Origin of the sequence: Streptomyces daghestanicus (assembly GCF_020521275.1) — a bacterium.
GTDB classification, from domain to species: domain Bacteria; phylum Actinomycetota; class Actinomycetes; order Streptomycetales; family Streptomycetaceae; genus Streptomyces; species Streptomyces griseoviridis.
The window spans coordinates 678,588-703,329 of the sequence record NZ_BNDX01000008.1; the positions used below are offsets into that span (position 1 = coordinate 678,588).

General features: G+C 71.9%; 22 protein-coding genes. 6 read left to right on the plus strand and 16 right to left on the minus strand.

The window, feature by feature from the left end; translation table 11 throughout:
• Window positions 1–51: 51 nt before the first annotated feature.
• Entirely contained in the window at window positions 52–996 is a 945-nt protein-coding gene (locus Sdagh_RS12445) for a DMT family transporter (protein WP_372478443.1), read from the plus strand.
• On the opposite strand, the gene Sdagh_RS12450 is transcribed toward Sdagh_RS12445, so the two are convergent.
• Complete coding sequence (locus tag Sdagh_RS12450) at window positions 899–1,321, minus strand: ATP-binding protein (protein ID WP_226535075.1); 423 nt, start codon at window positions 1,319–1,321, stop codon at window positions 899–901. The genes Sdagh_RS12445 and Sdagh_RS12450 overlap by 98 nt on opposite strands.
• A 112-nt stretch (window positions 1,322–1,433) precedes the next feature.
• Between Sdagh_RS12450 and Sdagh_RS12455 the strand changes: the two genes are divergently transcribed.
• Both Sdagh_RS12455 and Sdagh_RS12460 read left to right on the plus strand, forming a co-directional pair.
• The gene (locus Sdagh_RS12455; RefSeq protein WP_190077430.1) at window positions 1,434–2,255 is read left to right on the plus strand and encodes a helix-turn-helix domain-containing protein; all 822 of its coding nucleotides are present in this window, start codon (window positions 1,434–1,436) and stop codon (window positions 2,253–2,255) included.
• Window positions 2,252–2,491 (plus strand): DUF397 domain-containing protein, encoded by a 240-nt coding sequence (locus tag Sdagh_RS12460; RefSeq protein WP_190077431.1) that lies wholly within the window; start codon window positions 2,252–2,254, stop codon window positions 2,489–2,491. Before Sdagh_RS12455 ends, Sdagh_RS12460 begins: the two co-directional genes overlap by 4 nt.
• Before the next feature lie 8 nt (window positions 2,492–2,499).
• Here Sdagh_RS12460 and Sdagh_RS12465 read toward each other — a convergent pair whose 3' ends face one another.
• From Sdagh_RS12465 to Sdagh_RS12500, 8 genes are all read right to left on the minus strand, one after another.
• Entirely contained in the window at window positions 2,500–3,864 is a 1,365-nt protein-coding gene (locus Sdagh_RS12465) for a hypothetical protein (protein ID WP_190077432.1), read from the minus strand.
• Between the two features lie 70 nt (window positions 3,865–3,934).
• Window positions 3,935–5,539: a citramalate synthase gene (gene cimA / locus Sdagh_RS12470; RefSeq protein ID WP_190077433.1), complete on the minus strand. Its 1,605-nt coding sequence runs from the start codon at window positions 5,537–5,539 to the stop codon at window positions 3,935–3,937.
• Window positions 5,540–5,821: 282 nt separating this feature from the next.
• On the minus strand, window positions 5,822–6,418 hold the full coding sequence (locus tag Sdagh_RS12475) for a TetR/AcrR family transcriptional regulator (protein WP_189419779.1): 597 nt from the start codon (window positions 6,416–6,418) through the stop codon (window positions 5,822–5,824).
• A 20-nt stretch (window positions 6,419–6,438) separates the two neighbouring features.
• Complete coding sequence (locus tag Sdagh_RS12480) at window positions 6,439–7,458, minus strand: agmatine deiminase family protein (RefSeq protein WP_190077434.1); 1,020 nt, start codon at window positions 7,456–7,458, stop codon at window positions 6,439–6,441.
• Between the two features lie 27 nt (window positions 7,459–7,485).
• Window positions 7,486–9,195 carry an urease subunit alpha gene (locus Sdagh_RS12485; RefSeq protein WP_189419784.1) on the minus strand — a complete coding sequence of 570 codons (1,710 nt, stop codon included), beginning with the start codon at window positions 9,193–9,195 and terminating at the stop codon, window positions 7,486–7,488.
• A complete protein-coding gene (ureA, locus tag Sdagh_RS12490; protein WP_189419786.1) occupies window positions 9,192–9,917 on the minus strand; it encodes an urease subunit gamma in 726 nt (241 codons plus the stop codon). The genes Sdagh_RS12485 and ureA overlap by 4 nt, the downstream gene beginning before the upstream one ends.
• Window positions 9,918–10,067: 150 nt before the next feature.
• Window positions 10,068–11,156 (minus strand): branched-chain amino acid aminotransferase, encoded by a 1,089-nt coding sequence (locus tag Sdagh_RS12495; protein WP_190077435.1) that lies wholly within the window; start codon window positions 11,154–11,156, stop codon window positions 10,068–10,070.
• A 260-nt stretch (window positions 11,157–11,416) separates the two neighbouring features.
• Window positions 11,417–12,460, minus strand: coding sequence for a 3-isopropylmalate dehydrogenase (locus Sdagh_RS12500; RefSeq protein ID WP_189419790.1), 1,044 nt, complete (start codon window positions 12,458–12,460; stop codon window positions 11,417–11,419).
• A 133-nt stretch (window positions 12,461–12,593) separates the two neighbouring features.
• Between Sdagh_RS12500 and Sdagh_RS12505 the strand changes: the two genes are divergently transcribed.
• Window positions 12,594–14,162, plus strand: coding sequence for a purple acid phosphatase family protein (locus tag Sdagh_RS12505; protein WP_190077436.1), 1,569 nt, complete (start codon window positions 12,594–12,596; stop codon window positions 14,160–14,162).
• A gap of 10 nt (window positions 14,163–14,172) precedes the next feature.
• On the opposite strand, the gene Sdagh_RS36460 is transcribed toward Sdagh_RS12505, so the two are convergent.
• Complete coding sequence (locus Sdagh_RS36460) at window positions 14,173–14,304, minus strand: hypothetical protein (protein WP_264201189.1); 132 nt, start codon at window positions 14,302–14,304, stop codon at window positions 14,173–14,175.
• Between the two features lie 267 nt (window positions 14,305–14,571).
• On the opposite strand from Sdagh_RS36460, the gene Sdagh_RS12510 reads away from it, so the two are divergent.
• Window positions 14,572–15,102: a GNAT family N-acetyltransferase gene (locus Sdagh_RS12510; RefSeq protein WP_190077437.1), complete on the plus strand. Its 531-nt coding sequence runs from the start codon at window positions 14,572–14,574 to the stop codon at window positions 15,100–15,102.
• A 75-nt stretch (window positions 15,103–15,177) separates the two neighbouring features.
• On the opposite strand, the gene pruA is transcribed toward Sdagh_RS12510, so the two are convergent.
• Window positions 15,178–16,809 carry an L-glutamate gamma-semialdehyde dehydrogenase gene (pruA, locus tag Sdagh_RS12515; RefSeq protein WP_189419796.1) on the minus strand — a complete coding sequence of 544 codons (1,632 nt, stop codon included), beginning with the start codon at window positions 16,807–16,809 and terminating at the stop codon, window positions 15,178–15,180.
• Between the two features lie 45 nt (window positions 16,810–16,854).
• Complete coding sequence (locus Sdagh_RS12520) at window positions 16,855–17,781, minus strand: proline dehydrogenase family protein (protein WP_189419798.1); 927 nt, start codon at window positions 17,779–17,781, stop codon at window positions 16,855–16,857.
• Window positions 17,782–17,933: 152 nt separating this feature from the next.
• Here Sdagh_RS12520 and Sdagh_RS12525 point away from each other — a divergent pair, with 152 nt between their 5' ends.
• Complete coding sequence (locus Sdagh_RS12525) at window positions 17,934–19,124, plus strand: helix-turn-helix domain-containing protein (protein WP_190077438.1); 1,191 nt, start codon at window positions 17,934–17,936, stop codon at window positions 19,122–19,124.
• Between the two features lie 263 nt (window positions 19,125–19,387).
• Here the strand turns inward: Sdagh_RS12525 and serA are convergent, their stop codons facing one another.
• The 4 genes from serA to Sdagh_RS12545 all read right to left on the minus strand — a co-directional run bounded on the left by serA (window position 19,388) and on the right by Sdagh_RS12545 (window position 24,702).
• Complete coding sequence (serA, locus tag Sdagh_RS12530; protein WP_189419807.1) at window positions 19,388–20,977, minus strand: phosphoglycerate dehydrogenase; 1,590 nt, start codon at window positions 20,975–20,977, stop codon at window positions 19,388–19,390.
• Window positions 20,978–21,207: 230 nt separating this feature from the next.
• Window positions 21,208–22,206 (minus strand): ketol-acid reductoisomerase, encoded by a 999-nt coding sequence (ilvC, locus tag Sdagh_RS12535; RefSeq protein WP_189419809.1) that lies wholly within the window; start codon window positions 22,204–22,206, stop codon window positions 21,208–21,210.
• A gap of 106 nt (window positions 22,207–22,312) precedes the next feature.
• Window positions 22,313–22,837, minus strand: a complete 525-nt coding sequence (gene ilvN / locus Sdagh_RS12540; RefSeq protein ID WP_189419818.1) for an acetolactate synthase small subunit — start codon at window positions 22,835–22,837, stop codon at window positions 22,313–22,315.
• Between the two features lie 20 nt (window positions 22,838–22,857).
• Window positions 22,858–24,702, minus strand: coding sequence for an acetolactate synthase large subunit (locus Sdagh_RS12545; protein WP_189419819.1), 1,845 nt, complete (start codon window positions 24,700–24,702; stop codon window positions 22,858–22,860).
• Window positions 24,703–24,742 lie beyond the last annotated feature (40 nt).

Genomic DNA, 24,742 nt, shown 5'->3' on the forward strand with positions numbered 1-24,742 from the left:
GGACACCCGACCCAGTAAACAGATCTGTCTACTCCTCTGGGGATGATCCGCATGACCGCCGCCCTTCTCCCGGTCGCCTTCGTCCTGTGCTGGAGTTCCGGCTTCATCGGCGCGCGGCTCGGCGCGGACACGGCCCCCGCGACGACGATCCTGATGTGGCGCTTCCTGCCCCTGGCGGTGGTGCTGCTCGTCGTCGCGGCCGTCGCGTCGCGCACCGTGTGGCGCGCGCTGACGGTCCGGGACATCGCCCGCCAGGCGGCCGTCGGCGCGCTCTCCCAGAGCGGCTACCTGCTCAGCGTCTACTACGCCATCCAGCTCGGTGTCTCCAGCGGCACCACCGCCCTCATCGACGGGGTCCAGCCGCTGGTGGCCGGCGCGCTCGCCGGACCGCTGCTGCGGCAGTACGTCTCCCGGCGCCAGTGGCTCGGCCTCTGCCTGGGCCTGGCCGGCGTCGCCGTGGTCACACTGGCGGACGCCGGCTCGGCCGGCGGGGGCGTGCCCGCCTGGGCCTACCTCGTCCCCTTCCTCGGCATGCTGTCCCTGGTCACCGCCACCTTCCTGGAGCGCCGCTCACCCACGCCGCCCGCCCCCCGCGCCGCCCTGACCGTCCACTGCCTGACCAGCGCCGTCCTCTTCTCCGCCCTGGCCCTCGGCACCGGCACCGCGGCCCCGCCCGCCGCCCCGTCCTTCTGGCTGGCGACCGCCTGGCTGGTGGTGCTGCCGACCTTCGGCGGGTACGGCCTGTACTGGCTGATCCTGCGCCGCTTCGGGGTCACCCGGGTCAACACCCTGATGTTCCTCATGGCCCCGGTGACGGCCGTCTGGGGCGCCCTGATGTTCGGCGAGCACTTCGGCGCCACCACCGCGGTCGGCCTGGCGGCCGGTCTGGCCGCCGTCGTCATCGTCCACCGCGCGGACCGCCCGTCCCGAACTCCGCCCACACGATCTTCCCGGGGTTCCGTGGACCGGCCCCCCACTTGTCCGCGAGCACGCTGACGAGCAGCAGCCCCCGTCCGCCCTCGCCCTCCGGCGCCGGGTCAGGGGGGCGCACCTCACCCTCACCGCTGTCATGCACCTCGACGCGGAGGACCCCGTCCGGGTGGAGCAGCAGCCCCAGCGCGAAGCCCCGGCCCGGGGGGACGCCGTGGAGCAGGGCGTTGGTGGCCAGTTCGCTGACACAGAGCAGGACGTCGTCCCGCCGGGCGGACAGGCCCCACTCATCAAGGGCTGCGGAGGCGTACGCGCGGGCGTGCCGGACCGACCTGCGGTCGCGCCGGTAGAACGCCCAGCGGGCAAGGGGAGCTTGGGATTCCGGGTTCACGAGCCCAGTGTCACTGTGGGTCACTAGAGTGGGGCAGTGAGTGAGGTCGTAGTTCTGATGACTACGACCTCGGTACGACGACTTCGGGTACGCGCGGGGGAAAGGACCAGCCATGCAGGTGGCGAGGAAGCCCAAGAAGGTCGGATCGTGGCACGCGGTCGGCGCGGTGGTCGCCCACTACCGCAAGCAACGGGGCCTCACGCAGGAGCAGTTCGCGGAGCTGGCGAGCCTGCACGTGGACACGGTCCGCTCCATCGAGCAGGGCCGTCTGGCCCTCCAGCCGGACCGGGCCGAGCAGTTCGACGACCTGCTGGAGACGGGTGGCGTCCTGAAGGTCCTGGTCGAGAAGATGCCGGTGCGGGAGAAGATCGTCCAGTTCGCGCAGGGTCTGGTCGATCACGAGCAGGAGGCGACCAGCATCCTCTCGTACCAGAGTCTTGTGGTTCCGGGGCTGCTGCAGACGCGGGATTACTGCCGTGCCGTCTTCGACTACAGGTATCCGGCCCTCGGCAGCGAGACGGCCGAGCAGTGGGTGAGCGCGCGCATGGAGCGGCAGCTGATCTGGAAGCGGGACAGGCCGCCCGTGGGGCACTTCATCCTGGAGGAGAGCATCCTGCGCAGGGAAGTCGGCGGGCCGGAGGTGATGCGGGAGCAGATCCGCCAGATTTTGGAGTACACCGAGCCGGTGCACATGAGCTTTCAGGTGATGCCCATGGAGCGCACACCACATGCCGGTCTCGACGGCCCCATGGTCTTGTTGGAGACGCCCGACCACGAGCGCCTCGTCTACCTGGAAGTGCAGCGTGCGAGCTTCCTCATCAATGACCCGGAGGAGGCCAGCGATTATCACCACAAGTATGGAATGCTGCGGTCACAGGCTCTCTCCCCGGACGAGAGCGTGCGCCTTCTGAAGGGACTGCTAGGAGTCACATGAACACCGCAGCCGACCTGACATGGTTCAAGTCCAGCTACAGCGGGAGCGAGGGCGGTGACTGCGTGGAACTCGCCTACACCTGGCGCAAGTCGACATACAGCAGCGACGAGGGTGGCAACTGCGTGGAAGTAGCTGCCGCCCCCACCGTCATCCACGTCCGAGACTCCAAGAACCCCGCTGGACCGATACTCAGCGTCTCCACATCCGCCTGGGCCGGCTTCCTCTCTCTCATCTGACCGGCGGCTCAGAAGCCTCCGCCGAAGTCCCCGCCCCCACCCATGTTCCCGCCGCCCCCGCCGAAGTCCCCGCCGCCGAACCCGCCGCCGAAGTCGTCGGAGTTGAAGTCCGCGCCGGAGACGTCACCGCCCTCGAAGCCGCCGCCGAAGTCCCCGTACCCGGACCCGTAGTCCGCCCCGTACGCCGGCCCCGCCATCATGCCCCCGAGCATCGTCCCGACCAGCAGGCCGGGCAGGATGCCGCCGCCGAAGTACCCGCCGGCCCACGGCCCGTACGCCGGACCCGCCTCCCAGTACGGCCGCCGCCCGTACTCGGTGTCGACCTCCCGCACCACGGGATCGAGCCCGTCCGCCAGCCGCGCCCGGTCCGCCGCGCACACCGGCACCTCCCGCGTGGCCCCGCCCGCCGGGGTCCAGGCCACGTCGGCCACCGAAGGACCGTGCCGGGGATCGAAGAAGCACGGCGGCCGGCGCTCCGGCAACGGCCTGCCCTCCCGTCGCGCGGCGAGCAGCGCCAGGGAGAACCGCCCGTCCTCCACCGCCTGCGTCACCGCCCGTACGTCCTCCGGCCGCCGCGCGTCCGCCATCAGCCTCTTCGACCGGTCGTAGGCGTCCAGCGCCCGCTCGTAGTCGGCCCGCATCGCGTCGTCCGCGCCCGGCTCGCCGGGGCTGAAGTCCAGCCGGTCCAGTTCCTCACCGAACGCGGTGATGTCCTCGTCCACCACCACCCGCAGCTTCTCCAGCGCGGCCCGCTGCTCCTGTTCGTGCCGCCGCCGGTTGCGCCGCGACAGCGCGTAGACACCCGCACCACCCACGGCCACGACCGCGCCCGTGGCGATCAGCCCGCCCACCGGCACGCCGCCCCCGCCCCCGCCGTCGCTCCAGCCGTTCGGCGCGGCCCCGCCCGTGTTCCGCAGCGCGTCGTCCACGAAGTCGTTGAGCTGCGCCTTCGCGTCCCCCGCGCCCTGGACCGCGGACACCAGGTTCGCCACGCCCTGCTGACTCATGACACTGCTGTCGGCACGCGCGTCGAACCGGTCACCGAGCCGGATGCCGTACAGCCCGGTCACCCCGGTCTCGGTGCGCAGGTTCTGGAACAGATTCGTCGTCGGCTGGTCCGCCGGCAGGACCGCGACGAAGACCGGCTTGTCCGCGTCCTCGATCTTGTCGGCGAGCGCCTCCGCGTCCGCCTCGGAGAGCTGGTCGGAGGCGGCCGGGTCCACGTAGACAGGGCTCTCCCGCAGGGCCTGGGCGATCTCGGACACATCCGTGGCCGCGTGCGCCCCCGACGCACCCACCGTCAGCGCCGCCAGTACGGCGACGACCGGCACGATCAGAAGGCGGACGAGTGTGCGCGCCAGTGCGGTCCTCATACATCGAACGTACCTCAAAAACCAGCCCAAACCGAACGGAAGTCGAACAGAAACGGCCGCCCGTCGGTAGTCACTCGGCGGGCTCGACCCCCGCCCGCAGCAGCCCGTACGTGTACGCGTCCTCCAGCGCCTGCCACGACGCCGCGATGACGTTCTCCGCGACCCCGACCGTCGACCACTCGCCCGAGCCGTCCGAGGTGTTGATCAGCACCCGGGTCGTGGACTGCGTGCCGTGCACGCCCTCCAGGATGCGGACCTTGTAGTCGACCAGCTCCAGCTTGGCCAGCTGCGGGTAGATCCGCTCCAGGGCGACCCGCAGCGCCCGGTCCAGCGCGTTGACGGGGCCGTTGCCCTCCGCCGTGGCGACGATCCGCTCGCCCTTGGCCCACAGCTTCACCGTGGCCTCGTTGGCGTGGGTCCCGTCGGGCCGGTCCTCGACGATCGCCCGCCAGGACTCGACGGAGAAGTACGTCAGCCGGGACCCCGCTACCTCGGCCCGCAGCAGCAGCTCGAAGGAGGCGTCGGCGGCCTCGTACGTGTAGCCCTTCAGCTCACGCTCCTTGACCCGCTCCACGACCCGGCCGACCAGTTCCCGGTCGCCGCCGAGGTCGACGCCGAGTTCCTTGCCCTTCAGCTCGATGGAGGCCCGGCCGGCCATGTCGGAGACCAGCATCCGCATGGTGTTGCCGACCAGCGCGGGGTCGGTGTGCTGGTACAGGTCCGGGTCGACCTTGATGGCGGAGGCGTGCAGCCCGGCCTTGTGCGCGAACGCGGAGACACCGACGTAGGGCTGGTGGGTGGAGGGGGTGAGGTTGACGACCTCGGCGATGGCGTGGGAGATCCGGGTGGTCTCGCGGAGCCGGCCCTCGGGGAGCACCTTCTTGCCGTACTTCAGCTCCAGCGCGGCGACCACGGGGAAGAGGTTGGCGTTGCCGACGCGCTCGCCGTACCCGTTGGCGGTGCACTGCACGTGCGTGGCGCCCGCGTCGACGGCGGCGAGGGTGTTGGCGACCGCGCAGCCGGTGTCGTCCTGGGCGTGGATGCCGAGCCGGGCGCCGGTGTCGGCGAGCACGGTGGCGACCACGGCGCCGATCTGCGCGGGCAGCATGCCGCCGTTGGTGTCGCAGAGGATGACGACGTCGGCGCCGGCCTCGGCGGCCGTACGGACGACCGCCTTGGCGTACTCGGGGTTGGCGCGGTAGCCGTCGAAGAAGTGCTCGCAGTCCAGGAAGACCCGGCGGCCCTGCTCGCGCAGGTGGGAGACGGTGTCCCGGATCATCTCCAGGTTCTCGTCGAGGGTGGTGCGCAGGGCGAGTTCGACGTGCCGGTCGTGCGACTTGGCGACCAGGCAGATCACCTCGGCACCCGAGTCCAGCAGCGCCTTGACCTGCGGGTCCTCGGCCGCCTTCGCGCCCGCCCGACGCGTGGAGCCGAAGGCGACGAGCCGGGCGTGCCGGAAGTCGATCTCCGTGCGGGCCCGGACGAAGAACTCGGTGTCCCGCGGGTTCGCGCCGGGCCAGCCGCCCTCGATGAAGCCCACGCCGTAGTCGTCGAGGTGGCGCGCGATGGCGAGCTTGTCCGCGACGGTCAGGCTGATGCCCTCGCGCTGCGCGCCGTCGCGCAGGGTGGTGTCGAAGACGTGGAACGAATCGTCGAGCTCGCTGGATGCGGTCATGATCTTCAAGGCTCCTGTAGGGGATGCGGTCAACCGGAATGACCGGCTCCACCGTCCGTCTATGATCCCTCGCGCTCCTCTCCCGGCTGGGGGTGGGCCAGGAAACAGAAAAACCCCTCGCGGGTGCGAGAGGTCTGCGCGCGGGTCGAGGACGACGGTGTCCGCCCGTACGTGGTCGTACGTGGCGGTCACTGCGGACCGGCGCGCCTGCTGCCAATAATCGTGGCGAACGAGAGCACGGGGGCAGTCTGGCACAACGCGTCCCCGCGCTCACCGTCCGTCTCAGGATGCGAGCAGGGTCTCGGCCAGGAACTCCCGTACGTGGCCGAGCGCGGTGGCCCGGTCGCTGCCGCGCAGTCCGACGGCGACGTTGACGGAGAAGCCGTCGAGCAGGGCGCGCAGCCGGGTGGCGAAGCGGTCGGGGTCGACGGGCCGGAACTCGCCGCGGGAGACGCCCTCCGCGAGCAGGGCGGCCAGGTCGCGGTGCCAGGCGCCCTCGATGGCGGCCTGCCGGTCGCGGGCGTCGTCGGCGGCGTCGCGCGAACGGTTCCAGACCTCCATCCACAGCGTCCAGTGCGGGTCGCGGTGGCCGCCGGGGACGTAGAGGGAGACGTAGGAGTCGAGGCGGTCGCGCGCGGGCGCGGGCGCGGCGAGCAGCCGGGCGCGCTCGGCGCCGAGGCGGCTCTCGCTCCACTCCAGGGTGCGCAGCAGCAGCTCGTCCTTGGTGCGGAAGTAGTAGAGGAGGTGGCCGCTGCTCATGCCGACCTCGCGGCCGAGCGCCGCCATGGTGAGCCGCTCCAGACCGCGTTCGGCGATCATCGCCATGGCGGTGGCGAGGACGTCCTCGCGCGGCGGGGCCTGTCTGCGCCCACCAGCCATCCCGGGCTCCTCCAGATCCTTCACACCTTGGGCTGCTGCTGTGTGATGCAGTGGATGCCGCCACCGCTTCCGAAGATCGTACGGGCGTCCACCGGCACCACCGCGCGGTCGGGGAAGAGCCGGCGGAAGAGGTCCGCGGCCACCTCGTCGTGCGGGTCGTCGAAGGCGCAGAGGACGACACCGCCGTTGCAGAGGTAGTGGTTGATGTAGGAGTAGTCGACCCAGTCCCCGTCCTCGTCCTTGAGGACGGTGGGGGCGGGGACCTCCACGACCTCCAGGGGACGGCCCGCGGCGTCCGTCTCGGCGCGGAGGATCTCCAGGTAGGTGAGCGAGCGGGCGTGGTCGGGGTGGGCGGGGTCGCGCTGGGTGTGGACGAGGACGGTGCCCGGCCGGGCGAAGGCGGCGACGATGTCGACATGGCCCTGGGTGCCGTACGTGCCGTAGTCACCGGTCAGGCCGTGCGGGAGCCAGATGGCCTTGCGGGTGCCGAGCCGGGCGTGGACCTCCGCCTCGACGCGCTCGCGGGTCCAGCCGGGGTTGCGGGCGGAGCCGAGCTGGACGGTCTCGGTGAGCAGGACGGTGCCCTCGCCGTCGACGTGCAGGCCGCCGCCCTCGTTGACAAGTGCGCTGCTCAGCACCGGTGCCCCGGCGAGGTCCGCGATCTGCCGGGCGATCTGCGCGTCGTGCTCCCAGCGGGCCCACTCCTGCGCGCCCCAGCCGTTGAACACCCAGTCCACGGCGGCCAGTCCGCCCGCGCCGTCGGTGACGAAGGTCGGTCCGGTGTCCCGCATCCACGCGTCGTCGAGCGGGCGCTCCACCAGGTCGATGTCCGGGCCGAGCAGGGCGCGCGCGGAGTCCCGCTGGCCGGGGCCGTGCACCACCGTCACCGGCTCGAAGCGGCGCACGGCACGGGCGACCCGCGCCCAGGCGGTCCGGGCCGCGGCCAGTTCCCCGGCGGTCGCGAAGGTCGGGTTGGGGCCGGGCCAGGCCATCCAGGTGCGTTCGTGCGGGGCCCACTCGGGGGGCATGCGGTAGGTCATGGGCGGTCCTGGGGAAGTACGGGCGGACTAGAGGAAGTACAGGCGGTTGAGGGAGACGGAGTCGGCCGGCGCCGAGCGGAGCGGTTCGCCGTCGAGAGTGACCAGTCCGGTGCGCGGGTCGACGTCGACCTGTCCGGTACGGGAGTTGCGGCACAGGTCGGCCGGGCCGATCCCCCGGGTGCCGCGCACGGCGACCCGGCGGCGGCGGGTCGGCATCAGGTCGCCGCCCCGGTCGAGGGCGGCCCGCGCGACGAAGGCCACCGAGATCTCGGCGGGCGTCGCGCCGTGCGCGCCGAACTGCGGTCCGAGGACGAGGGGTTCGCAGGTGTCGGTGGCCGCGTTGGGGTCACCGGTGACGCCGTACGCCGGGAAGCCGGACTTGAGGACGAGCTGCGGTTTGGCGCCGAAGTACTCGGGGCGCCACAGCACCAGGTCGGCGAGCTTGCCGACCTCGACGGAGCCGACCTCGTGGGCGAGTCCGTGCGCGATCGCCGGGTTGATCGTCAGCTTGGCGATGTACCGCAGGACGCGCTCGTTGTCGTCGTCGCCGTCCGCGCCGGTCTCGGCCTTCATCTTCCCGGCCAGGGCGAAGGTGCGGCGCACGGTCTCGCCGGCCCGCCCCATCCCCTGCGCGTCGGAGGAGGTGATGCCGATCGCGCCCAGGTCGTGCAGCACGTCCTCGGCGCCCATCGTGGAGGCGCGGACGCGGTCGCGGGCCATGGCGGCGTCGCCCGGCAGGTCGGTCTTGAGGTCGTGGACGGAGACGATCATGCCGTAGTGCTCGGCGACGGCGTCCCGGCCGAAGGGCAGGGTGGGGTTGGTGGAGGAGCCGATGACGTGGGGCACCCCGGCCATCTTCAGGACGTTCGGGACGTGTCCGCCGCCGCAGCCCTCTATGTGGAAGGCGTGGATGGTGCGGCCCTCCAGCACCCTGAGGGTGTCCTCCACCGACAGGCACTCGTTCAGGCCGTCGCTGTGCAGGGCGACCTGCACGTCGTGGTCCTCGGCGACGCGCAGGGCGGTGTCCAGGGCGCGGGTGTGGGCGCCCATGTCCTCGTGCACCTTGAATCCGCAGGCGCCGCCCTCGGCGAGGGCCTCGGTCAGCGGACCGGGGTCGGAGGAGGAGCCCCGGCCGAGGAAGCCGATGTTCACCGGCCAGGCGTCGAACGCCGCGAACGCCCGCCGCAGCGCCCAGGGCGAGTTGACACCGACGCCCCACACCGGCCCGAACTCCTGGCCGATGACCGTGGTGACGCCGGACGCGAGCGACGCCTCCATGACGCGCGGGGAGAGCAGGTGGACGTGGGTGTCGACGGCACCGGCGGTGGCGATCAGGCCCTCACCGGAGACGATGGTGGTGCCGGTGCCGACGACCACGTCGACGCCGTCGAGGGTGTCGGGGTTGCCGGCCCGGCCGATCGCGTGGATGCGGCCCTCGCGGACGCCGATGGAGACCTTGCGCACGCCCTGCACGGCGTCGATCACGACGACGTTGCTGATCACCACGTCACAGGTGTCACGGACGGCCGCCGCCTTCAGGTGCAGCCCGTCCCGGGCGGTCTTGCCGAACCCCGCCAGGAACTCGTCGCCGTGGCGCTGCGCGTCGGACTCGACCCGGACCACCAGCCCCGAGTCACCGAGGCGGAGGCGGTCGCCGGCCCGGGGGCCGTGGGTGGCGGCGTACTCGTACGGGGTGAGCCGCCGCGCCTCGACGGGGTGTCCCCCGGGGCGGCTCATCGGCCCGCCTCCTCGGCCCGTACCCCCAGGTAGCCGCAGGCGGCTGCCCGGCGCAGGGCCTCCGCGCGGGCGCCCGGCGCGTCCAGCGGCCCGTCGACCAGCCCGGCGAAGCCGATGGCGACACGGGCGCCGCCGATCGGGACGAGCCCGGCCTCGACCCGCTCGCCCGGCCCGAAACGGACCGAGGACCCGGCGGGGACGGCGAGCCGCATGCCGTACGCCCGCTCCCGGTCGAAGTCGAGCCGCGGGTTGGCCTCGAAGAAGTGGAAGTGGGAGGTGACCGAGACGGGCACGGACGCGGTGTTGACGACCGGCAGCCGCACCGCCGCCGCGGGCTCGTCGTGCTCCGGCCCCGGCAGCAGAGCGCCCGGCGCCTCCCGCCCCGCCCCGCCGATCGCCGCCCCGCCGCCGGCCGGCTGGGCGGCGATCGGCTCGGAGACGATCGCGAGCCGGGAGCCGTCGTCGAAGACGGCCTCGACGTGCACCTCGGTGACCACGTCGGCGACGCCCGGCAGGACGTCGTCGGGCCCGAGCACCGACCGGGCCCGCGCCACCGCCTCGGCCAGCCGGGCGCCGTCCCGGGCCGCCTCGCAGACGGTGTCGGCGATGAGCGCGGTCGCCTCCGGCACGTTCAGCCGCAGGCCGCGCGCCTTGCGGGCACGGGCCAGTTCGGCGGCCGAGAACAGCAGCAGCCGGTCGCGTTCGGTCGGGGTGAGTCGCACGGCGGGACGCCTCCTAACGTTTGAGCAGCACTCTAAACGCAGGACGTGGGCAGGCCAAGGGGCCTGGGGTACTGATTTGAGTGCCACTCAAAAGAGCCGCCCCGGACGCGGTGTCCCGGGGCGGCCCTCGGCGAACGGAGGCGGGGTGGCTCAGGCCAGCGTGTGCATCCAGCCGTGGGTGTCCTCGGCGGTGCCGCGCTGGATGTCCAGGAGCGCCTTGCGGAGGCGGACGGTGACCTCGCCGGGCTCGCCGCCGCTCTGCTGCCACTCGGCACCGGCCCGCTTGACCGTGCCGACCGGGGTGATCACGGCGGCGGTGCCGCAGGCGAAGACCTCGGTGAGGGTGCCGTTCCCGGCGTCGCGCTGCCACTGGTCGACGGAGATCCGGCCCTCCTCGGCCTCGTAGCCGAGGTCGCGGGCGACGGTGAGCAGGGAGTCACGGGTGACGCCCTCCAGGATGGAACCCGTGAGCGCCGGGGTGACGATCTTGTCGCCGTACACGAAGTACAGGTTCATGCCGCCCAGCTCCTCGACCCAGGTGCGCTCGATGGCGTCGAGGTAGCAGACCTGGTCGCAGCCCTTGGCGGCGGCCTCGGCCTGGGCGAGCAGGGAGGCCGCGTAGTTGCCGCCGGTCTTGGCGTCGCCCATGCCGCCGGGGACGGCGCGGACGCGGTCCTCGGAGACCCAGATGGAGACCGGCTTCACACCGCCGGGGAAGTAGGCGCCGGCCGGGGAGGCGATGACCAGGAACAGGTACTCGTTGGCCGGCTTGACGCCGAGCCCGACCTCGGTGGCGATCATGAAGGGGCGCAGGTAGAGGGATTCCTCACCGCCGTGCGCCGGGACCCAGGCCTGGTCCTGCCGCACCAGCGCGTCGCACGCCTCGATGAAGGTCTCCACCGGCAGTTCCGGCATGCCGAGCCGGCGCGAGGACGCCTGGAAGCGCTGCGCGTTCTTCTCGGGTCGGAAGGTCGCGACGGACCCGTCGGGGCGCCGGTACGCCTTCAGGCCCTCGAAGATCTCCTGCGCGTAGTGCAGGACCATGGTGGCCGGGTCGAGGGAGAGCGGGGCGTAGGGCACGAGCTGGCCGTCGTGCCAGCCGCGGCCCTCGGTCCACTTGATCGTCACCATGTGGTCGGTGAAGTGGCGGCCGAACCCCGGGGCGGCCAGTATCGCGTCGCGCTCGGCGGCGGACAGCGGGCTGGCGGAGGGCTTGAGCTCGATCGTGGGCGTGGTCATGAATGGTTGTCCTTCACCGGTTGTCGTGACGAGCCGCGTTCACGCCCGTACTGCCAGTGGCCAGTGCTAGGACGTCCGAGCATTCCCTCATGTCGCGGCCCCGCGTTCGATTATCGCGCGCGGTTCCGGGACGGATGAAACGGGGTGAATGCGGCCCGGGTTCGATGGTCGCACCCGGCGGGGACAGGTGAAAGCCGCCGGGTGCCTTGTTTTCCGGACCCGGCGGCTTCGAATGGTTCAGGTTCGAGTGCGCGGCCCGGTCAGCCGGCTACTCGTACGGCGAGGGCATCACCGATCTCGGAGGTGGTGCGCTCGGGCTGCCCGGCGCGTTCGCCGAGGTCGGCCGCGACCGCCTCCTCGATCCGGGTGGCCTCGGCCTCGTAGCCGAGGTGGCGCAGCAGCAGGGCGACGGAGAGCACGGTGGCGCTGGGATCGGCCTTGCCCTGGCCGGCGATGTCGGGCGCGGAGCCGTGGACCGGCTCGAACATCGAGGGGTACGCGCCGGACGGGTTGATGTTCCCGCTGGCGGCGACGCCGATGCCGCCGGAGACGGCCGCGGCGAGGTCGGTGATGATGTCACCGAAGAGGTTGTCGGTGACGATGACGTCGAACCGCTCGGGCTGGGTGACCAGGTAGATGGTCGCCGCGTCGACGTGCATGTACTCGGTGGTGACCTCGGGGAACTCCGCGGCCACCCGGTTGAAGACGTCGGTCCACAGGTGGCCCGCGAAGGTGAGCACGTTGTTCTTGTGGATCAGCGCGAGCTTCTTGCGGGGGCGGGCCTGGGCGCGGGCGAAGGCGTCCCGGACCACGCGCTCGACACCGAAGGCGGTGTTCACGGAGACCTCGGTGGCGACCTCGTGCTCGGTGCCCTTGCGGATGGTGCCGCCGTTGCCCGTGTAGGGGCCCTCGGTGCCCTCGCGGACGACCACGAAGTCGATCTGCGGCTCGCCGGCCAGCGGGGTCCGCACACCGGGGAGCAGCTTGCTGGGCCGCAGGTTGACGTGGTGGTCGAAGGCGAAGCGGAGCTTGAGCAGGAAGCCGCGCTCCAGGACGCCGGACGGCACCGACGGGTCGCCGATGGCGCCGAGCAGGATCGCGTCGTGCCCCTTCAGCGCGTCGAGGTCGGCGTCGGTGAGGGTCTCACCGGTGGCGTGGTAGCGCCGGGCGCCGAAGTCGTACTCCTTGGTCTCCAGCTTCACGTCCTGCGGGAGGACGGCGGAGAGGACCTTCAGCCCTTCGGCCACGACCTCCTGACCGATGCCGTCGCCGGGAATCACTGCGAGATCGATGCTGCGAGCCATGACGGGCACCCTACTCCGCGTCCCATGGGATGACACAGGGCGTCCGCCATGCGGACAGGCGGCACGCATCCGTCGGCCCGTGTTCACCCGTGCGCGGCGCGGGGGCCGGTCCGCGCGGGGAATCACTGGCGGCATGGAGATCCCCGACTTCGGCATCCGGCCGGACCTGGCACGCCGCCTGAGCATGGCGGAGCAGTACGCGTACCTGCGCACCCGGCTGTCCCGGCGCCGGACGCTGGTGACGGCGGGGGCGGTGGCGAGCGGGCTGCTGACCGGCTGTTCGGGCGGCGGCGCGCGGACCGCCGCACCGGCTCCGGCGCCGGCCGCGACGGTCTCCGGGGCGGCGGTGGTGCCGTTCGGCCGGCATCTGGCGTTCGGCGCGGACCCACGGCGGCAGCTGCGGATCTCGTGGCAGGTGCCGCTGGCGGTGCGCCGGCCCTTCGTCCGGGTCGGGCTCCGGCCCGACGACCTGGGCCGCCGGACCGGGGCCGAGGTCCGCGCCCTGAGCACGCCCGCGCTGGGCGACGCCCACCCGGCGGTCGAGCAGTACTACGTGCACGCGGCCCTGGACGGCCTGCGCCCCGGCACCACGTACTACTACGGCGTCGGCCACGAGGGCTTCGACCCGGCCGCGCCGGACCACCGCGCCACCATCGCCTCCTTCCGCACCGCCCCCGCGGCCCCGGAGCGCTTCGTCTTCACCGCCTTCGGCGACCAGGGCGTCGGCACCGAGGCGGTCGCCAACAACCGCCTCCTGCTCCGCCAGGACCCGGCGTTCCACCTGCACGCCGGCGACATCTGCTACGCCGACGACAAGGGCCGCGGCGAGAGGACCGACCTGTACGACGCCACCCGGTGGGACCTGTTCCTGCGGCAGACCGAACCGGTGGCGCGGACGGTGCCGTGGATGGTGACGACCGGCAACCACGACATGGAGGCGTGGTACTCACCGGACGGCTACGGCGGCCAGCTCGCCCGCTTCTCCCTGCCGGACAGCGGCTTCGACCCGCGCACCGCCCCGGGGGTGTACTCCTTCACCTACGGCAACGTCGGTGTCGTCGCCCTCGACGCCAACGACGTCTCCTACGAGATGCGGGCCAACCTCGGCGTCACGGAGGGCCGGCAGACACGCTGGCTGGCGCGGACGCTGGCGGAGCTGCGGGCGGCGCCCGAGGTGGAGTTCGTCGTGGTCTTCTTCCACCACTGCGCGTATTCCACGTCGACGCACACCTCGGACGGCGGGGTGCGCGCCGAGTGGGTACCGCTCTTCGCCCGCCACCAGGTGGACCTGGTGATCAACGGGCACAACCACGTCTACGAGCGCACGGACGCGATCAGGAACGGCGAGGTGGGCCGGCCGGTGCCGGCCGGCGCGACCACCGACCCCACCCGGGACGGGACGGTGTACGTCACCGCGGGCGGCGGCGGCCGGGAACTGTACGGCTTCCCGGCGGGCGCGCCGGAGCGCCACGAGGGACGCGACCCGGGGTACGAGCCCGCCGACAAGCCGGTCGACAGCTTCCGCTGGACCCGCTCGGGCGGCCGCAGGACGGAGACGGTCGCCTGGTCACGGGTGCGCTACCGCGGTTTCTCCTTCCTCCGGGTGGAGGCGGAGGCGGGCGCCGCGCCGAGACTCAGGATCTCGGCGCTGGCCCCGGACGGCACCCGCGTCGACCACTTCGAGGTGCGGCGCGGGCGGTGAGGCGAGGGGCTCAGTGCCCGGTGGCGCCGCCGTTGTCCCGGCGGTCGAGGGCGCGCTGGAGGGCGGCGGCTGCGTTCTTCCGGTCGGTGTCGTCGGTACGGGAGACGTGACGGACTCGGCGGCGGACGGTCGTCTCGGCCATGGGGGGATCGACTCCTTCGTCACACGGGAGGAATACGACGGGCCGGAAGGGGCGGGGAGCGGCGGACCGCAGGGATTGCCTGCGCGGGGCCCGGCTCACGACCGCCCTTCGCTGGATCCAGCGAGACGTTCGGCTCCTACAAAGCTAAGGGAGTGACCCGCGCCTGTCTCCACAATTACTCGGACTTCCTACTATCTGAGACGGTGGAGTACGTCACACCGCCGCGACCTGGGATTTCCACCGCCGCCGCCCGTCTACGGTGACCGCATGACCGAACTGCGCACCGCCCGTCTGCTGCTCCGCTCCTGGCGCGGGAGCGACCTGGCCACGTGGCACGCGCTCAACACCGACCCGGAGGTGCGCCGCCATCTGCCCGGCATGCCGAGCCGGGAGGACACCGACGCCGCGGCCGCCCGGTTCCAGGCCGGCCTGGACGCGCGCGGCTGGAGCTTCTGGGCGGTCGAGGTGCGCGGCACCGGGGAGTTCATCGGCATGGCCGGCCTGGACCCGGTGGAGGAGGGGCAGCCGTTCACCGGCGTCGAGGCGGGCTGGCGGCTGGCCCGCGCCGCCTGGGGGCACGGCTACGCGACGGAGGCGGCCCGCGCGGTGGTGGAGTTCGGCTTCACCGAGCTGGACCTGCCGGAGATCCTCGCCGTGACCGTGCCCGGCAACGAGCGCTCGCGGGCGGTGATGCGCCGCCTGGGCATGACGTACGACCCGGCGGACGACTTCGACGACCCGACCGTCCCGGCGGGGCCGCTGCGCCGCAGCGTGCTGTACCGGCTGCCCCGGCCGTGAGAAGGCCGGACGGGCCAGGCCGGGGGGAGACCTGGCCCGTCCGGGGTCGGGGCGGGGGCGTGCGCCCGCCGCGGATCAGCCCATGTGCGGGTAGCGGTAGTCGGTCGGGGAGACCAGCGACTCCTTGATGGCGCGGGTCAGCGTCCAGCGCATCAGGTTCTGCGGGGCGCCGGCCTTGTCGTTGGTGCCGGAGGCCCGGCCGCCGCCGAAGGGCTGCTGGCCGACGACGGCACCGGTCGACTTGTCGTTGATGTAGAAGTTGCCGGCCGCGTAGCGCAGCTTCTCCATCGTGTACGCCGCCGCCGCGCGGTCGCCCGCGATGACCGAGCCGGTGAGCGCGTAGTCGGACACCGACTCCATCTGCGTCAGCATCTCGTCGTACTTCTCGTCGTCGTACACGTACACGGCGAGGATCGGGCCGAAGTACTCGGTGGTGAACACCTCGTTCTCCGGGTCGGTGCACTCGATGACGGTCGGGCGGACGAAGTAGCCGACCGAGTCGTCGTAGGAGCCGCCCGCGACGATCGTGCAGGAGGCGTCCTCGCGCGCCCGCTCGATCGCGGCCTTGTTCTTGGCGAAGGCGCGCTCGTCGATGACGGCGCCGATGAAGTTCGACAGGTCGGTGACGTCACCCATGGTGATGCCGTCGATCTCCGCCGCGAACTCCTCCTTGAAGCCGTCGTTCCAGATCGACGCCGGGATGTACGCGCGGGAGGTGGCGGAGCACTTCTGGCCCTGGTACTCGAAGGCGCCGCGGGTCAGGGCGGTCTTCAGCACCGCGCGGTCGGCGCTCGGGTGGGCGACGACGAAGTCCTTGCCGCCGGTCTCGCCGACCAGGCGCGGGTAGGTGCGGTACTTCTCGATGTTGTTGCCGACCGTCTTCCACAGGTGCTGGAAGGTCTTGGTCGAGCCGGTGAAGTGGATGCCGGCCAGGTCGCGGTGGTTCAGGGCGACCTCGGAGACCTCCAGGCCGTCACCGGTGACCAGGTTGATGACGCCCTTGGGGAGACCGGCCTCCTCCAGCAGCTCCATCATCAGCACGGCGGCGTGGGTCTGCGTCGGGGACGGCTTCCAGACCACCACGTTGCCCATGAGGGCGGGCGCGGTGGGCAGGTTGGCGGCGATCGCCGTGAAGTTGAACGGCGTGATCGCGTAGACGAAGCCCTCCAGCGGGCGGTGGTCCAGGCGGTTCCACACGCCCGGCGCGTTGGCCGGGGGCTGCTCGGCCAGGATCTGGCGGGCGTAGGAGACGTTGAACCGCCAGAAGTCGACCAGCTCGCAGGGCGTGTCGATCTCGGCCTGCTGCGCGGTCTTGGACTGGCCCAGCATGGTGGAGGCGGCCAGCGTCTCGCGCCACGGGCCGGAGAGCAGCTCGGCGGCGCGCAGGATGATCGCCGCGCGGTCGTCGAAGGACATCGCGCGCCAGGCCGGCGCGGCGGCGAGGGCGGCGTCGATCGCGTCCCGGGCGTCCTGCCGGGTGGCGTTGGCGTACGTGCCCAGGCGGGCCTTGTGGTTGTGCGGCTGCACGACGTCGAAGCGGTCACCGCCGCCCATCCGCTTCTCGCCGCCGATGGTGCAGACGAGGTCGATGGGGTTCTCGGCCAGCTCCTTGAGCTTGGCCTCCAGACGGGCGCGCTCGGGCGAACCGGGGGCGTAGCCGTGCACCGGCTCGTTGACGGGGGTGGGGACCTGGGTCACAGCGTCCATGGTGTTCGTGACTCCTTGAGTTGAACGTGTGCGAGCGGGTGCGGGTCAGCCCTTGGTGACCATGGACCGGGCGAAGAACCGGAGGTTGGCCGGCTTCTCCGCCAGGCGGCGCATGAAGTAGCCGTACCAGTCGGTGCCGTAGGCGGTGTAGACGCGCATACGGTGGCCCTCGGCGGCCAGCCGCAGGTGCTCCTCGCCGCGGATGCCGTACAGCATCTGGAACTCGTACTCGTCGGGCTTGCGCCCGGCGCGGTGCGCCAGCTCCTGGGCGATGGCGATCAGGCGCGGGTCGTGGGACCCGACCATCGGGTAGCCGTCGCCCTCCATCAGCGTGCGCAGGACGCGGACGTACGCCTTGTCGATCTCGTGCTTGTCCTGGTAGGCGACCTCGGCGGGCTCCTTGTAGGCGCCCTTCACCAACCGTACGCGAGAGCCGGCCGCGGCGAGCCGGCGCGCGTCGGCCTCCGTGCGGAACAGGTACGCCTGGATGACGCAGCCGGTCTCCGGGAAGTCCTTCCGCAGCTCCTCGTGGATGGCGAACATCGAGTCGAGGGTGGTGTGGTCCTCGGCGTCGAGCGTGACCGTGGTGCCGATCCCGGCCGCCGCCTCGACCACCGGGCGGACGTTGGCGAGCGCCAGTTCGTGGCCTCCGTCCAGTGCCTGCCCGAACATGGACAGCTTCACGGACATCTCCGCGCGCGAGCCCAGCTCCAGCGGCTTGAGCCGGTCGATCAGCTCCAGGTAGGCGTCGCGGGCGGCGGCGGCCTGCTCGGGGGTGGTGATGTCCTCGCCGACGACGTCCATCGTCAGCTCCAGGCCCTTGGCCGTGAGGTCCCGGACGATCGGGACGATCTCGTCGACGTCCTCGCCGGGGATGAAGCGGTCGACGACCTGCTTGGTCACCGGGGCCGCCGACACGAGGCGGCGCATGCGGTCGCTGCGCGACGCGGCGAGAATCACGGGACCCAGCACGGGGCACCTCCACTTACCGAAAAACCAGGCTCTGCCACCGTGAAACCTAAGGACGGCTCCGATCCTGGGCCATCGACAGCTGTCACGCATCCGTGCCGGTTATCTCAGACAGATGTATGAAGGGGGTGCCGGGATGGGGCAGAATGCCCGGTGTGACGTCGGATTCCAGAGGTGACTACCAGGAACTGGTGGACGAGATCTCGGAGCTGCTGGGAGCGCCCGCCACCCTGGAGAACCGGGATTTCGAGCTGATCGCCTTCGGCGCCTACGACAGCGAGGGCGACCTCGACGCCTCGGCCCTGGACCCGGTGCGCGCCCGGTCGATCCTGACCCGGCGCTCCACCCCGGCGGTCCGCGCCTGGTTCGAGGGGTTCGGCATCACCCGCGCCACCCGCCCGGTCCGCATCCCGCCGACACCGGAGGCGGGGGTGCACCGGGGCCGGATCTGTCTGCCGGTACGCCACCGAGGGGTGGCGCTGGGCTACGTATGGCTCCTCGACACCGATCCCGGGCCGACCGTGCGGCAGCTCACCGCCGCGATGGCGGTCACCACCCGGATCGGGGCGCTGCTCGCCGACGAGGCCCGGCACGGCGCCGACATCGGCCGGGAGCTGCGGGCCGTGCTCACCGCCGAGCGGGGCTGGCAGCGGGACATGGCCGTCGCCGAACTGCGCGCCGTCCTGGGCCCGCGCGCCGACGTCCCGCACACGGTGGTCTGCGTCGCCCCCTGGCCCTCCGCCGACCCGGACGACACCCCCTCGGTCCGTACGGTGCCGGGGGCGACGGCGCTGTGCACGGTGCCGTGGGGCGCGGCGGGCCGGGCGCTGGCGCTGCTGGTCCGGCTGCGTTCGGTGGACGTGCCGGCCCCGGCCCTCGCCGCGGCGGGCCGCCTGCTGGAGCGGGCCGGGGGGCTGGCCGGCGACGCCGCCCCCGCCCCGGCCGCCGGGGTCGCCGCCGCCCGGGCCGGCCTCGCGGAGCTGGGCACGGCCTGGCGTGAGGCGCGGGCGGCGGCCCGCGCGGCCCTCGCGGAGGCCCGGTTCGCACCGGTCGCCGAGTGGGCGTCGATCGGCCCGTACCGCCTGCTGACGGCCCTGCCCGCCGCGGTCGCCCGGGACCCCGCCGCACGGGCGCTGCTCTCCCCGGCCCACCGGGAGCTGGCCCGCACCGCCGAGGTCTACCTCGACCGGGCCGGGCAGGCCGGCCGTACGGCGGCGGAACTGGGCATCCACCGCCAGACCCTCTACTACCGCCTCTCCCGCGTCGAACAGCTCACCGGTCTGGACCTGGACGACGGTGAGGACCGGCTGCTGCTGCACATGGCGCTCAAGGCGCACCGCCTGTAGCGCGGGCGGCCTCGATCACCCGGCGCAGCCCCTCGGCGAGCCGCTCCCCGTCCGGCGCGGTCTTCGCGTTCACCAGCGGGGCGCGGCGGTGGCGGGGGCGGGGGCGCTCCTGCTGCTGGCGGCGGTGTTCCCGGCGGTACGGACGCTGAGACGCGAGAACGCCGGACAGGCTGAGCGACTCAGCCCGTCCGGCGTGTGACGACGCGGCCCGTCCAGGGCCGGTGCGGGGGTCCGGGGACGGCGGCCCCGGACCGGCGGTCACCTCAGACCAGGTTGACCGATCGGGCCGACGTCGCCCCGATCTCCGCCGCGACCTCACCCAGCACCGCGGCGCCCACCGTGTCGTCCACCGTCAGCACCGCGAGCGCCTCGCCGCCGACCGCCGCGCGGGCGACCTGCATGCCGGCGATGTTGATGCCCGCCTCGCCGAGGATGCGGCCGACCGTGCCGACGACACCGGGACGGTCCTCGTAGCGCAGGACGGCCATGTGGTCGGCGAGGGCCAGGTCCACGTCGTACTCGCCGACGGCGACGATCTTCTGGAGGTGCTTGGGGCCGGCCAGCGTGCCGGAGACCGCCACCTCCTCGCCGCTGGCGAGGGTGCCGCGCACGGTGACGACGTTGCGGTGCTCCGCCGACTCGGAGCTGGTGGTCAGCCGGACCTCGACGCCGCGCTCCTGGGCGAACAGCGGGGCGTTGACGTAGGAGACGGTCTCCTCGACCACGTCCTCGAAGACACCCTTGAGGGCGGACAGCTCCAGCACCTTCACGTCGTGCTGGGTGATCTCGCCGTAGACCTCGACGTCCAGGCGGACGGCGACCTCGCCGGCGAGGGCGGTGAAGATGCGGCCGAGGTTCTCGGCGAGCGGCAGGCCCGGCTTGACGTCCTCGGCGATGACGCCGCCCTGGACGTTGACCGCGTCCGGGACCAGCTCACCGGCGAGGGCGAGGCGGACCGACCTGGCGACGGCGATACCGGCCTTCTCCTGCGCCTCGTCGGTGGAGGCGCCGAGGTGCGGGGTGGCGACGACCTGGTCGAACTCGAACAGGGGGGAGTCCGTGCAGGGCTCCTTGGCGTACACGTCGAGGCCGGCGCCGGCGACCCGGCCCTCCTTCAGCGCCGAGTACAGCGCCTCCTCGTCGACGATGCCGCCGCGCGCGGCGTTGACGATGCGGACACTCGGCTTGACCTTGCGCAGCGCCTCGTCACCGATCAGGCCGAGGGTCTCGGGGGTCTTCGGCAGGTGGACGGTGATGAAGTCGGAGACCTCCAGCAGCTCGTCCAGCGACAGGACCTTGACGCCCATCTGCGCGGCCCGCGCGGGCTGCACGTAGGGGTCGTAGGCGACGACCTTCATGCCGAAGGCGGACATGCGCTGGGCGACCAGCGCGCCGATGCGGCCGAGGCCGACCACGCCGAGGGTCTTCTCGGCCAGCTCGACACCGGTGTACTTGCTGCGCTTCCACTCGCCGTTCTTCAGCGCCGCGTTGGCCTGCGGGATGTTGCGGGCGGTGGCGATGATCAGGCCGCAGGCCAGCTCGGCGGCGGTGACGATGTTGGAGGTCGGGGCGTTGACGACCATCACGCCGGCCTTGGTGGCGGCGGAGACGTCCACGTTGTCCAGGCCCACGCCGGCGCGGGCGACGACCTTCAGCTTGTTCGCGGCGGCGATGGCCTCGGCGTCGACCTTGGTGGCCGAGCGGACCAGGATGGCGTCCACGTCGGCGATGGCGGGGAGCAGTTCGGCTCGGTCGGCGCCGTTGCAGTGGCGGATCTCGAAGTCCGGGCCAAGCGCGTCCACGGTCGCGGGCGACAGCTCTTCAGCGATGAGTACGACAGGTTTCGAGCTCACGTGAGTCCTCACAAGTCCAATGCGGACGGCCGTCCCGACGGCCGCAGGCGGTGGAGGTTGGCTAGCCGCGTGGAAGACGCACGACGCTGTGGGCCTGACGCGTATGTAGTGCAGCAGTGTAGTGGCGCCGAGGGCGTCGTCTTACGCCGCTGCGGAAGGATCACCCGTCCGTGGCTGGACGGGTCGGACAACGGGGCCGGAGCATGCGCTCCGGCCCCGTCGGCCGAGGCTTACGCCTCCTCGTCGACCCAGCTCATGAGCTTGCGCAGCTCCTTGCCGGTGGTCTCCAGCAGGTGCTCGGAGTCCTGCTTCTTGTACTCGTTGTACTTCTTCAGACCGCCGTGGTACTCGTCCATCCAGTTCTTGGCGAAGGTGCCGTCCTGGATCTCGGCGAGGACCTTCTTCATCTCGGCCTTGGTGGCGTCGGTGATGATCCGCGGGCCGGTGACGTAGTCGCCCCACTCGGCGGTCTCGGAGATCGACCAGCGCATCTTCTCCAGGCCGCCCTCGTACATGAGGTCCACGATCAGCTTCAGCTCGTGCAGGCACTCGAAGTAGGCGATCTCCGGCTGGTAGCCGGCCTCGGTCAGCGTCTCGAAGCCCGCCTTCACCAGGGCCGCGGTGCCACCGCAGAGGACGGCCTGCTCACCGAAGAGGTCGGTCTCGGTCTCCTCGGTGAAGGTCGTCTTGATGACGCCGGCGCGGGTGCCGCCGATGCCCTTGGCGTAGGACAGGGCCAGCGCGAAGGCGTTGCCGGTGGCGTCCTGCTCGACGGCGGCGATGCAGGGAACGCCGCGGCCCTCCTCGTACTGGCGGCGCACCAGGTGGCCCGGGCCCTTGGGGGCGACCATGCAGACGTCCACGCCGGCCGGGGGCTTGATGAAGCCGTAGCGGATGTTCAGGCCGTGGCCGAAGAACAGCGCGTCGCCGTCCTTCAGGTTGTCCTTGATGTGCTCCTCGTAGACCTGGGCCTGGATCGGGTCCGGGACGAGGATCATGATGACGTCGGCCTCGGCGGCGGCCTCCGCGGGGCTCACCACGCGCAGGCCCTGCTCCTCGGCCTTGGCCTTGGACTTGGAGCCCTCGTGCAGACCGACGCGCACGTCGACACCCGAGTCGCGCAGGGACAGCGCGTGGGCGTGGCCCTGGCTGCCGTACCCGATGACCGCGACCTTGCGGCCCTGGATGATGGACAGGTCGGCGTCGGCGTCGTAGAACAGCTCGGCCACTTTGGGTTCTCTCCTTGTGTGCAGGTGTCGCGTCCCACCGTATGCCGGTGAGGGGAAGGGAAGGTTCGGGGTCTCGGAATACGGGCGCCCGCCCGCGTCCCGGGGGTTACGCCGACCGGTCGAGGGCGCGCAGCGAGCGGTCCGTGATCGAACGGGCGCCGCGGCCGATGGCGATCGTGCCGGACTGGACCAGCTCCTTGATGCCGTACGGTTCCAGCATCCTGAGCATGGCGGAGAGCTTCTCGCCGCTGCCGGTCGCCTCGATGGTGACGGCGTCCGGGGAGACGTCGACGGTCTTGGCGCGGAACAGCTGGACGATCTCGACGATCTGGGAGCGCGTCTCGTTGTCGGCGCGCACCTTCACCAGGACGAGTTCGCGCTGCACGGCCTGCGCCGGCTCCAGCTCGACGATCTTCAGCACGTTGACCAGCTTGTTGAGCTGCTTGGTGACCTGCTCCAGGGGCAGGTCCTCCACTCCCACGACGATGGTGATGCGGGAGATGTCGGGGTGTTCGGTGACGCCGACGGCGAGCGAGTCGATGTTGAAGCCGCGGCGGGAGAACAGGGCGGCGATCCGGGCGAGGATGCCGGGGGTGTTCTCCACCAGGACGGAGAGCGTGTGCTTGGACATGGTCTCTTGGTCTCTCTCGCTCAGTCGTCTTCGCTGTCGCCGAAGTCGGGGCGGACGTCCCGGGCGGCCATGATCGTGTCGTTGGAGGTGCCGGCGGCGACCATCGGCCAGACCATCGCGTCCTCGTGGACGATGAAGTCCACCACGACCGGGCGGTCGTTGATCGAGTTCGCCTCCTCGATGACCTTGTCGAGGTCGGCGGGGTCCTCGCAGCGGATCGCGTAGCAGCCCATGGCCTCCGCGAGCTTCACGAAGTCGGGGACGCGGGTGCCGCGGGCCGCCGGGTTGACGTCGTCGGGGCCGGAGTGCAGCACGGTGTTGGAGTAGCGCTGGTTGTAGAAGAGGGTCTGCCACTGGCGGACCATGCCGAGCGCGCCGTTGTTGATGACCGCGACCTTGATCGGGATGTTGTTCAGGGCGCAGGTGGTCAGTTCCTGATTGGTCATCTGGAAGCAGCCGTCGCCGTCGATCGCCCAGACCGTCCGGTCGGGCTCGCCGGCCTTGGCTCCCATGGCGGCCGGGACGGCGTAGCCCATGGTCCCGGCGCCGCCGGAGTTCAGCCAGGTGGCGGGCTTGTCGTACTGGATGAAGTGGGCGGCCCACATCTGGTGCTGGCCGACGCCCGCGGTGAAGATCGTGCCCTCGGGGGCGAGCTGTCCGATGCGCTCGATCACCTGCTGCGGGGAGAGCGAGCCGTCCTCGGGCTGGTCGTAGCCGAGCGGGTAGGTCTCGCGCCAGCGGTTCAGGTCCTTCCACCACGCCTCGTAGTCGCCGCGCTGGCCCTCGCTGTGCTCCTTCTGCACGGCCTGGACCAGGTCGGCGATGACCTCGCGGGCGTCCCCGACGATCGGCACGTCGGCGGCGCGGTTCTTGCCGATCTCGGCCGGGTCGATGTCGGCGTGCACGATCTTGGCGTGCGGGGCGAAGCTGTCCAGCCTGCCGGTGACGCGGTCGTCGAAGCGGGCGCCGAGGGCGACGATCAGGTCGGCCTTCTGGAGCGCGGTGACGGCGGCGACCGAACCGTGCATGCCGGGCATGCCCAGGTGCTGCGGGTGGGTGTCCGGGAAGGCGCCCAGGGCCATCAGGGTGGTGGTGACGGGGGCGCCGGTCAGCTCGGCGAGGACCTTCAGCTCGGCGGTGGCACCGGCCTTGAGGACGCCGCCGCCGACGTAGAGGACGGGCCGCCTGGCGGCGGTGACCAGCTTGGCGGCCTCGCGGATCTGCTTGGCGTGCGGCTTGGTCACCGGGCGGTAGCCGGGCAGGTCCATGACGGGCGGCCAGGAGAACGTGGTCCTCGCCTGGAGGGCGTCCTTGGCGATGTCGACCAGGACCGGGCCGGGGCGGCCGGTGGAGGCGACGTGGAAGGCCTGCGCGATGACGCGCGGGATGTCGTCGGCGTTGGTGACCAGCCAGTTGTGCTTGGTGATCGGCATGGTGATGCCGACGATGTCCGCCTCCTGGAAGGCGTCCGTGCCGATCGCCTTGGAGGCGACCTGGCCGGTGATCGCGACCAGCGGCACCGAGTCCATGTGGGCGTCGGCGATCGGGGTGACCAGGTTGGTCGCGCCGGGTCCCGAGGTCGCCATGCAGACACCGACCTTGCCGGTGGCGAGCGCGTACCCCTCGGCGGCGTGGCCCGCGCCCTGCTCGTGGCGGACCAGGACGTGGCGGACGCGGGTGGAGTCCATCAGCGGGTCGTACGCCGGAAGGATGCAGCCACCGGGAATGCCGAATACCGTGTCGGCCCCGACCTCCTCGAGGGAGCGGATGAGGGACTGCGCGCCCGTGACCTGCTCGGGTGCGGACTGTCCTCCGGATCGGGGCCGCGGCTGCGGGTGAGGGGCCCCGGTGGCCTGCTCGGTCATCGGCATTCTCTTCTCGATGCTGAGGGTTTTGGCGTGGTTC

Bases quoted from the DNA above. Each gene is read 5' to 3' on its own strand.
- Sdagh_RS12445 (WP_372478443.1), top strand. From the start codon at position 52: ATGACCGCCGCCCTTCTCCCGGTCGCCTTCGTCCTGTGCTGGAGTTCC.
- Sdagh_RS12455 (WP_190077430.1), top strand. From the start codon at position 1,434: ATGCAGGTGGCGAGGAAGCCCAAGAAGGTCGGATCGTGGCACGCGGTC.
- Sdagh_RS12460 (WP_190077431.1), top strand. From the start codon at position 2,252: ATGAACACCGCAGCCGACCTGACATGGTTCAAGTCCAGCTACAGCGGG.
- Sdagh_RS12465 (WP_190077432.1), bottom strand. From the start codon at position 3,864: ATGAGGACCGCACTGGCGCGCACACTCGTCCGCCTTCTGATCGTGCCG.
- cimA (WP_190077433.1), bottom strand. From the start codon at position 5,539: ATGACCGCATCCAGCGAGCTCGACGATTCGTTCCACGTCTTCGACACC.
- Sdagh_RS12475 (WP_189419779.1), bottom strand. From the start codon at position 6,418: ATGGCTGGTGGGCGCAGACAGGCCCCGCCGCGCGAGGACGTCCTCGCC.
- Sdagh_RS12480 (WP_190077434.1), bottom strand. From the start codon at position 7,458: ATGACCTACCGCATGCCCCCCGAGTGGGCCCCGCACGAACGCACCTGG.
- Sdagh_RS12485 (WP_189419784.1), bottom strand. From the start codon at position 9,195: ATGAGCCGCCCCGGGGGACACCCCGTCGAGGCGCGGCGGCTCACCCCG.
- Sdagh_RS12495 (WP_190077435.1), bottom strand. From the start codon at position 11,156: ATGACCACGCCCACGATCGAGCTCAAGCCCTCCGCCAGCCCGCTGTCC.
- Sdagh_RS12500 (WP_189419790.1), bottom strand. From the start codon at position 12,460: ATGGCTCGCAGCATCGATCTCGCAGTGATTCCCGGCGACGGCATCGGT.
- Sdagh_RS12505 (WP_190077436.1), top strand. From the start codon at position 12,594: ATGGAGATCCCCGACTTCGGCATCCGGCCGGACCTGGCACGCCGCCTG.
- Sdagh_RS36460 (WP_264201189.1), bottom strand. From the start codon at position 14,304: ATGGCCGAGACGACCGTCCGCCGCCGAGTCCGTCACGTCTCCCGTACC.
- Sdagh_RS12510 (WP_190077437.1), top strand. From the start codon at position 14,572: ATGACCGAACTGCGCACCGCCCGTCTGCTGCTCCGCTCCTGGCGCGGG.
- pruA (WP_189419796.1), bottom strand. From the start codon at position 16,809: ATGGACGCTGTGACCCAGGTCCCCACCCCCGTCAACGAGCCGGTGCAC.
- ilvN (WP_189419818.1), bottom strand. From the start codon at position 22,837: ATGTCCAAGCACACGCTCTCCGTCCTGGTGGAGAACACCCCCGGCATC.
- Sdagh_RS12545 (WP_189419819.1), bottom strand. From the start codon at position 24,702: ATGACCGAGCAGGCCACCGGGGCCCCTCACCCGCAGCCGCGGCCCCGA.